This is a genomic window from uncultured Corynebacterium sp. (genome assembly GCF_902489365.1).
In the GTDB taxonomy this organism is placed as follows: domain Bacteria; phylum Actinomycetota; class Actinomycetes; order Mycobacteriales; family Mycobacteriaceae; genus Corynebacterium.
Genome location: NZ_CABTZR010000093.1, coordinates 1 through 7,657, shown reverse-complemented (window position 1 = coordinate 7,657; position 7,657 = coordinate 1). Strand labels below are relative to the sequence as shown.

Sequence of the window (7,657 nt, the reverse complement as noted above, 5' to 3'; positions counted from 1 at the left end):
TTCAAGCAGAAGACGGCATACGAATGTCGAGCCCATTGTCCACGACGTTGGGGTCTTGGTGCTCGAGGCTCAAGCCAGAGTCTGCGTTGCCAGGATGTGAAGAGCTCATGACATCAGATTGTGCCACCACGCCGGGCGAAAAGGGGAATTACCAGCTTTCACGCCGACCAGAAGTGCGGTGAGGGGCAATGTCCGGTGGTGCTAGTAGGTTGGAGAGCATTATGAATAACAAATCCCCTTTCGTCCCCCGTTCGTCTTCCGCTTCTTCCACCGGCGGCCCGTTTCCTGCGCCCGGGAGCAACGTCGACGCCCCTTCCGGTCAGGGCTCTGATCCGTTGCTGGAAGGTTTAAACCCGCAGCAGGAAGAGGCCGTGACGCATTCGGGCTCGCCGCTGCTTATTGTGGCCGGTGCGGGTTCGGGCAAGACTGCCGTGTTAACCCGCCGCATTGCGTACCTCATGCGGGAGCGCGGGGTGGCGCCCTGGCAGATCCTCGCCATTACTTTTACCAACAAGGCAGCCGCGGAGATGAAGGAGCGCGTCGGCCAGCTTGTCGGCCCCGTAGCGGAGCGGATGTGGGTGTCCACCTTCCACTCGATTTGCGTGCGCATCTTGCGCAATAATGCCCAGCTGGTGCCGGGTTTGAACACGACTTTCACCATTTATGACGGCGATGATGCCCGCCGGCTGCTCACCATGATTGCGAAGGACATGCAGCTGGATCTGAAGAAGTATTCGGCGCGTGTTCTGGCTAATCAGATTTCTAACCGCAAGAACGAGCTCATCTCCCCAGAGCAGGCGCGTGCGGAGGCAGAGAGGACGAAGAATCCTTTCGAGCTCACCGTGGCGAGCGTGTACGAGGAATATCAGCGCCGCCTGCGCGCGGCGAACGCGGTTGACTTCGATGACCTCATCGGGGAAGTAGTGCGCATCTTTAACCAGCACCCGCAGGTGGTGGAGTTTTATCGTCGCCGCTTTAAGCACGTGCTTATCGACGAATACCAGGACACCAACCACGCGCAGTACGCGCTTGTTTCGGCCTTGGTGGGTAGGGGAGAGCTACCGCCGGATGCGCCGGAGCTGTGTGTGGTGGGTGATTCGGATCAGTCGATTTATGCCTTCCGTGGCGCCACCATCAGGAATATTCAGGAATTCGAGCGGGACTACCCGCAGGCGCACACGATTCTGCTGGAGCAAAACTACCGGTCGACGCAGACCATTCTGAACGCGGCGAACGCGGTCATCGCAAAGAATGAGGGCCGCAGGGAGAAAAACCTGTGGACCGCCCACGGCCAGGGCGAGCAGATTGTCGGCTACGTGGCGGATAACGAGCACGATGAGGCGCGGTATATCGCCTCGGAGATCGATTCCCTTGCAGACAAAGGTACGGCGTATTCCGATATCGCGGTGATGTACCGCACCAACAACGCCTCCCGCGCGCTAGAGGATGTTTTCGTGCGCTCGGGCATCCCGTACAAGGTGGTTGGTGGTACTCGCTTCTACGAGCGCCGCGAGATCCGGGACATGGTGGCCTACCTGCGCATCATGGATAATCCGGATGACACGGTGAGCTTGCGCCGCATCATCAACGTGCCGAAGCGCGCTATTGGTGACAAGGCGCAAGCGCAGATCGCTCTGCACGCGGAGAACCTCGGCGTGAGCTTTGGTGCTGCCCTTCGGGATGCGGCGGAGGGCAAGGTAGCGGGACTCGGCACACGGGCAGTGAATGCCGTAACCAAATTCAACGACATGATGGAAGGAGTGCGCGCGCAGCTTCCGGGCATGGTCAACGAAGTGACGGGTCAACCGGATTTGGGGGAGCTGCTCAACGCGCTTCTCGACGTCACCGGCTACCGCGCGGAGCTCGAGAATTCTAACGATCCGCAGGATGGTGCGCGCCTGGACAACCTCAACGAGTTGGTCTCGGTGGCCCGCGAATTCAGCTCCGAGGCGGCCAATGAGATGGCATTCATGGGTGCGGACGCAGAAGAAGCGCCCGAGCTAGCAGAAGGTGAAGCCGCGCCGGGCTCGCTTCAGGCGTTCCTCGAGAAGGTCTCGCTTGTGGCGGATGCGGACCAGATTCCGGACCACGAATCCGGGGTGGTCACGCTGATGACGCTGCATACTGCGAAGGGTCTTGAATTTCCCGTCGTCTTCCTCACCGGCTGGGAGGACGGACAGTTCCCGCACATGCGCTCGCTGGGGGACCCGAAGGAGCTGAGCGAAGAACGCCGCCTGGCCTACGTGGGTATTACGCGTGCTAGGGAACAGCTCTACCTCACGCGCGCTATTCTTCGTTCGTCCTGGGGTAACCCAGTGACGAACCCGGCCAGTCGCTTCCTCGCCGAGGTCCCAGAGAACCTCATCGACTGGCGCCGTGAAGAACCAGACAGCTCGCTGTCCGGTGCGTGGGGCGGAGATGATTCCTACCAATACGGGCGAACCTTTGGCTCGGATAGCGGGTTCTTCCGTGGAGGCGGTTATGGCTCGCGGAGCGCTGCGTCTTCCCCTTCGCAGCGCTCGCGCAAGCCGGTCTCGGCAACGTCGATGCCGAAGAATAACCATCTCAATTTAGTTGTGGGGGACCGCGTCAACCACGCGAAATACGGGCTGGGCACGGTCATCGAGGCCTCCGGGACCGGCGCGCGGGCGACGGTCACCGTGGACTTCGGTTCAGCAGGCAAGGTTCGCCTCATGCTCATCGGCGGAGTGCCGATGGAAAAGCTCTGATGCTTTAGATGAGGATGCCGCGCTCGCTGAACCAGTCCACCGGATCGACGGCTGCGCCGCCGCCCGGGTGAACCTCGAAGTGCAGGTGCGGGCCGGTGGAGTGGCCCTCATTGCCGATGACGGAGATTTGGTCGCCGGCCTCGACGCGGTCACCGACGTCGACCAGCAGCTGGTCGCTGGGCATGTGGCCGTAGACGGTGATGGTGCCATCGTCGTGCTGGATGCGGATCCAGTTGCCAAAGCCCTGGGCAGCGCCAGAGGAGATGACCTCGCCGTCCATGACGGCGTAGATGGGGGTGCCAATGGGGTTTGCCACATCGATGCCGTTGTGGAAGGAACCCCACCGCGGGCCGAAGCCGGAAGTGAAAGTTCCCGAGGTCGGAAAGACCACGGTGTTACCGTCCGCGTCCTGGCCGCGAGTAGGGGTGAGGCCGGAGTGATCGCCCTGCGGGGCGAAGGCCTCGGCGAGACCAGGAATGCTGGAGGGATCGAGGACGATCTCGAAGCCGTCCTGCGTGGTGTTGACCTCTGGGACGGATGCCCCGTTGAGGGCACCGGCCGTCGAAATGAGCAGCCCCGAGACGGCTTTGAAGAGGTCGGCCTTGGATTCTTCCTTGACTTCGACGTCGGCAGCGGCCGGGTCCTTGGAGGACCCGTCGGAGACGTCCACGCTTGCTGCCGGTTCGGCGGCGAACGCTGGGGTCGTCACGGTGGCGGTGCTAACCGCCACGGCGGCGAGTGCGCTGAGCGTGCGCTTCATAACTTCACGTCCTTAAGTCCTGCTGTGGCCCGCTGGGTATGCGGCGGAAGCCTGTGAGCAATAGGGAAGCGGCCGTATCAGCCGCAGTGCGCCTTAAAGCCCGCGACACGCCGGTGCGGTTGCAACCGAGTGCTGAGGCTGTATGGCAACGAGATACAAACTATCCCGCGGGGCCACCCTGCGCAACGCTTAAAAATGCAGGTAAATCCAGGAATTGTTCGAAAAACTATCGAACAGCCCAGCGTGTTGCGTATGTGAAAGAAGTGAAAATTGTTACAGGGGTAAAGTAGAGGTTTAAAGAATGGGGGTGAGATTTGGGGGGTGAAAAGTGCAGCGCTCTCGGCCAATCTTTCAGCCAAGAGCGCTGGGGTTGTGGGCGCTGCTACTAGGTCAGCGCTTTTACGTTAGGGAACGTGATTCGCTGCGATCCCGCGCGGTGAGTGGGGCCGTCTTGTCGCTGCGGTTGATCGCTGCCGCGAGGGCGGCAGCCAACAGTGGCACGACGAGCACGGCGAGGAATTGCCACCAATCCGGGGTGAAGTAGTCCTGCGGGCGCAGACCATAAGATGGCGTCGAGAAAACGTATCCAGAACTATCGGCAAAGAAGTACGTGCCGAGATGACCGGCAATCACGCCGAAGAGCATGCTTACGGTGGCCAGTATCCAGGTCTGCCACGCTGCTACCTTGGCCATCAGCGAAGGGTGGGCGCCGATGGATTGCAGCACGGTGCTTTCCTGGCGCATGCTGCTTGCAGCGTTGGTAATGATGAGCGCCAGCACGATGAGGCAGACGATCCCCATTCCGAGGCCCAGGTAGTAGCGGAAGTTCTCGGGAGTAGAGACTGCGAAGCTTAGCGAGTATTGCGACTGCGAAGCGCTTGCTGCCAGGTCTCGCAGCTCTTCGCGCTCTGACTCGCTCGGTGGTTCGTCGAACGCGAGGGCTTGGCCCACGTAGAAGGGTTCCATGTTCAGCTTTTCTGCTGCCTGCTGGCTAATCAAGATCACGTCGCGATCCGCAGTAGGCAGTGCCTCCACAACCGGCAGATAAGCCTCCTGCGTTCCGCTCGGTTCTTGGCTGTCAATGCGGTTATAGGTTTTTACGGTCACCGTGCCGCGTGTGTTATTGCCGACGTGGCTGCTGTGGGGAAGCACGATGCCGCCGGCATCCAACGTCTGTGCCGCCGCGCGGCGATCTTCCTCCGAGTCGAATTGCCAGAGCTCAAGCTGGGAAGAATCCGTTTGGACCATCCCGCTTTGATAGCTCAACGGGTTATAAGGAAATGACGTCATCAACTCGTGCGCACACTCCTGGCGAGCCTCTTCGGACTCATCGGTGCGCCGCCCCTGATTATCCACGAACACAGCCTTCTCAACCGGCTTGCTGAAATCGACCTGCTCGCATTGGTAATCAAATTCGGTGGTGAGTTCGTAAAACGTGCCATCCTCCGGAAGGCTGAAAGACGTCGTCCACGAGGGGAACACATAGAAGGGGTACGTGTGGGCAGTGGTGGTCTGCAGGATCGCCTCCGTCGCCGCGCGTTCTTCTGGCGTAGAAACCTGCGCTGGTTGGTCAAAGGTCGTCTCCTCAATCAGCGCAGTAGTGGGCGGCATGACGAGTTTTTCCTCAGCGGTGGTCTTTGCGCTATCCGTCATGATTCCCACGCCAAACAGGGAGGCGACGAAGGCGACTGACACGAGAGCGATGGACGTCGGCAAGGCATGCATGCTGCGCCGAGTCAGGCCGCGTCCAGCCAGACGCAACGCGAGTGGGCCGCGGCGAGACAGCAGGGAGCATAGGAAGACCAAGGCAGGGGCAGACGCGGCAACTGCGATGACTCCGAAGAGGGCTAGCACCGTAGGGATGTACTGTCCCCAGGGGGTGAAGCTGAATAACACGAGCAGAAGCAGGAACGCAGGGCCGATGGCCATCCACCGACGGAAGCGCAAGAGGCGGTCGGGAGCGGCTCCCTGGATTGCTGTGGACAGGGCGCCACGTTGCGCCAACCACGCGGGAACGATGGAGACAATGACACAGCCTGCCACCGCCACGAGCCACGCGAGAGCAATCGCTAGGAAGGGCGGGCGTGCAGCAAAGTCCGGATAGCGGGCTGTCCACCACACCCACGAGACCGTCAGGCCAACCACCACGCCGATGGTGGCGCCGATTAGTCCCATCAGCAGGCCATAGGCCATCACTGCGAACATGATGTGGCGTGGTAATGCACCCTGGCTCGACATGAGCGCGTACAGGCGCGTATTGCGTCCAGTAGCCAGCGTGAAGACGGGCGCGAGAAGGAAAAGGATGAGCAATCCGGCGATGGCGTAGAGGCCGAAGAAAAAGAGAATGAAAAGAACGCTGCTCAAGACTCCGCCGAAGGAATCCGGCTCAGTATCGGGCTGGTACGTGTCCCGCAGTTCCGGTGCCCAGATTTCCAGCCCAGCTTCACGGGCGCGGTCGGCATCCTCCTTGGTCAGCGGTGTATCACCCACGATGACCCAGGAGGTGTGTATCTGAAAGGACGGGTCGCTGAGAGCGTCATTGAGGGTGGGGGAGGTGACAAAGTCATAGTGTTCGGGAGCAATGGCCGCGACTGTGGCTCGGTGGTCACCGCTGAGGGCGTTGGTGCGCACGGTGATGACGTCTCCAACGGAGGCGTCGAGCTTGTGTGCGGTAGAGCGCGATAGAACTGCCTGGTTGGGGCCAAGGTTGAACTTATCGACGGCCTCCTGTGCAGGCTCCGGCGGATTCTCTGCGTCGAACTGATCTACCCAGGAGCTGGTTGACTTCCCATTATGGATTAGTGACGTGCTAGAAAAAGCGGTGACCGGGCTGACGCTGAGGCCCTCTGGAAGGACCTGGGCGGCCAATTTCGGTACGTCTTCGTAGCTGATGTCCTCACGTTCGGCGCTGACTTGCACGGTCCGCTCGGGTGAGCTCAAGGCCGCAGAGAGCCGACCGGAGGAATTGTCAAAGAGTGCCATTCCGATGACAAGGGCCACCGGTAGCGCAATGAGCATCACGGCAGCCAAAGTGCGCCATGGATGAAGCTTGAGATCGCGCCGGGTAGGGCGGGTGGCGGCATTAATGCCGGACATACTAACGCACCTCCTCGCCGGTGAGGCGCCCGTCGCGAACCATGACAACGCGGTCAGCCCAGCCCGCGAAACGCGGCTCGTGGGTAACCAGAATGCCGGAGGCACCGGCGTCGATGCGCGCGCGCAGGACCTTCATGATCTCCTCGCCCGTCGAGGTATCGAGGGCACCGGTGGGCTCATCCGCAAGCAGCACCTTGCGCGGTCCGATGAGCGCGCGGGCAATAGCCACGCGCTGGGCCTGACCGCCGGAGATTTCTTCTGGGAAGCGGTCAATGGTGCCGTCGAGACCGACCTCGCTGAGAGCTTGCTCAGCAGCTTCGCGGCATTGCGCAGGTGAGAGCCCGTCCAGCTCAAGAGGGAGGGATACGTTCTCTCCCACGGTGAGGGAAGAGACCAAGTTGAAGTGCTGAAACACCAATCCAAGATGGCGGCGGCGGGCGATGGCCGCTTTAGCTTTGGAGAGCTGGGAGGCGTCGGCGCCGTCGAGAAGCACGCGTCCCGACGTCGGTGGCTGTAACAGCCCTGCGACGTTGAGCAACGTGGATTTGCCGGAGCCAGAAGGGCCCATGACGGCTACCAGTTCGCCCGGCTGCAGCTGCAAGTTCACGGAATCCAAGGCAGTTACCTGGCGGGCACCGCTGCCGAAGACGCAGGTAATGTTTTCGAGCTCGAGAGGAAACGGCATGTGCTGGGTCGTGGGCGCGGAGTTGGGGGTCATCGCGGGTCCTCCTCGGTGGTGGTTGGGTTGGTTAGGGATTCCACGCGGTCGAGCCAGCGTGAGAGAGATTCCAAGTCGAAGATTTGGCGCTCGACGGCCAAGCGCTGGGCGCTGCGCTCTGCAGGCAACTCAGAGGCCTGACGGTTGAGTTCACGCAGTTGGCGGACGGTGGCAAAGCGCTGGGCGTCGAGGACGGCAATGACGTCGACGTCAGAGCGTCGTGCAGCAAGCGACACTTTGAGCACGAGCTCATCGCGCTCTATGGCGTCGTTGTGCAAGGTGGACATCCACCATTGTGAGAGTTCTTCGCGGCCAGCGGGGGTGATGGCATAGCTGGTGGCGCGCCGCCCGGTC

At 61.3% G+C, this 7,657-nt stretch carries 5 protein-coding genes; 1 reads left to right on the top strand and 4 read right to left on the bottom strand.

Annotated elements, in window-relative coordinates; genetic code table 11:
- Positions 1 to 221: 221 nt before the first annotated feature.
- Positions 222 to 2,729 (top strand): DNA helicase PcrA, encoded by a 2,508-nt coding sequence (gene pcrA, locus RDN59_RS10600; RefSeq protein WP_308607808.1) that lies wholly within the window; start codon positions 222 to 224, stop codon positions 2,727 to 2,729.
- A gap of 4 nt (positions 2,730 to 2,733) precedes the next feature.
- Here the strand turns inward: pcrA and RDN59_RS10595 are convergent, their stop codons facing one another.
- The 4 genes from RDN59_RS10595 to RDN59_RS10580 form a co-directional block, all read right to left on the bottom strand.
- On the bottom strand, positions 2,734 to 3,489 hold the full coding sequence (locus tag RDN59_RS10595) for a M23 family metallopeptidase (RefSeq protein ID WP_308607807.1): 756 nt from the start codon (positions 3,487 to 3,489) through the stop codon (positions 2,734 to 2,736).
- Positions 3,490 to 3,888: 399 nt separating this feature from the next.
- The gene (locus RDN59_RS10590) at positions 3,889 to 6,585 is read right to left on the bottom strand and encodes an FtsX-like permease family protein (protein ID WP_308607806.1); all 2,697 of its coding nucleotides are present in this window, start codon (positions 6,583 to 6,585) and stop codon (positions 3,889 to 3,891) included.
- Position 6,586: 1 nt separating this feature from the next.
- Positions 6,587 to 7,303: an ABC transporter ATP-binding protein gene (locus RDN59_RS10585; RefSeq protein WP_308607805.1), complete on the bottom strand. Its 717-nt coding sequence runs from the start codon at positions 7,301 to 7,303 to the stop codon at positions 6,587 to 6,589.
- Positions 7,300 to 7,657, bottom strand: a 358-nt coding sequence (locus tag RDN59_RS10580) for a PadR family transcriptional regulator (RefSeq protein ID WP_308607804.1), incomplete at its 5' end; no start/stop codon positions are given. The genes RDN59_RS10580 and RDN59_RS10585, both read right to left, overlap by 4 nt.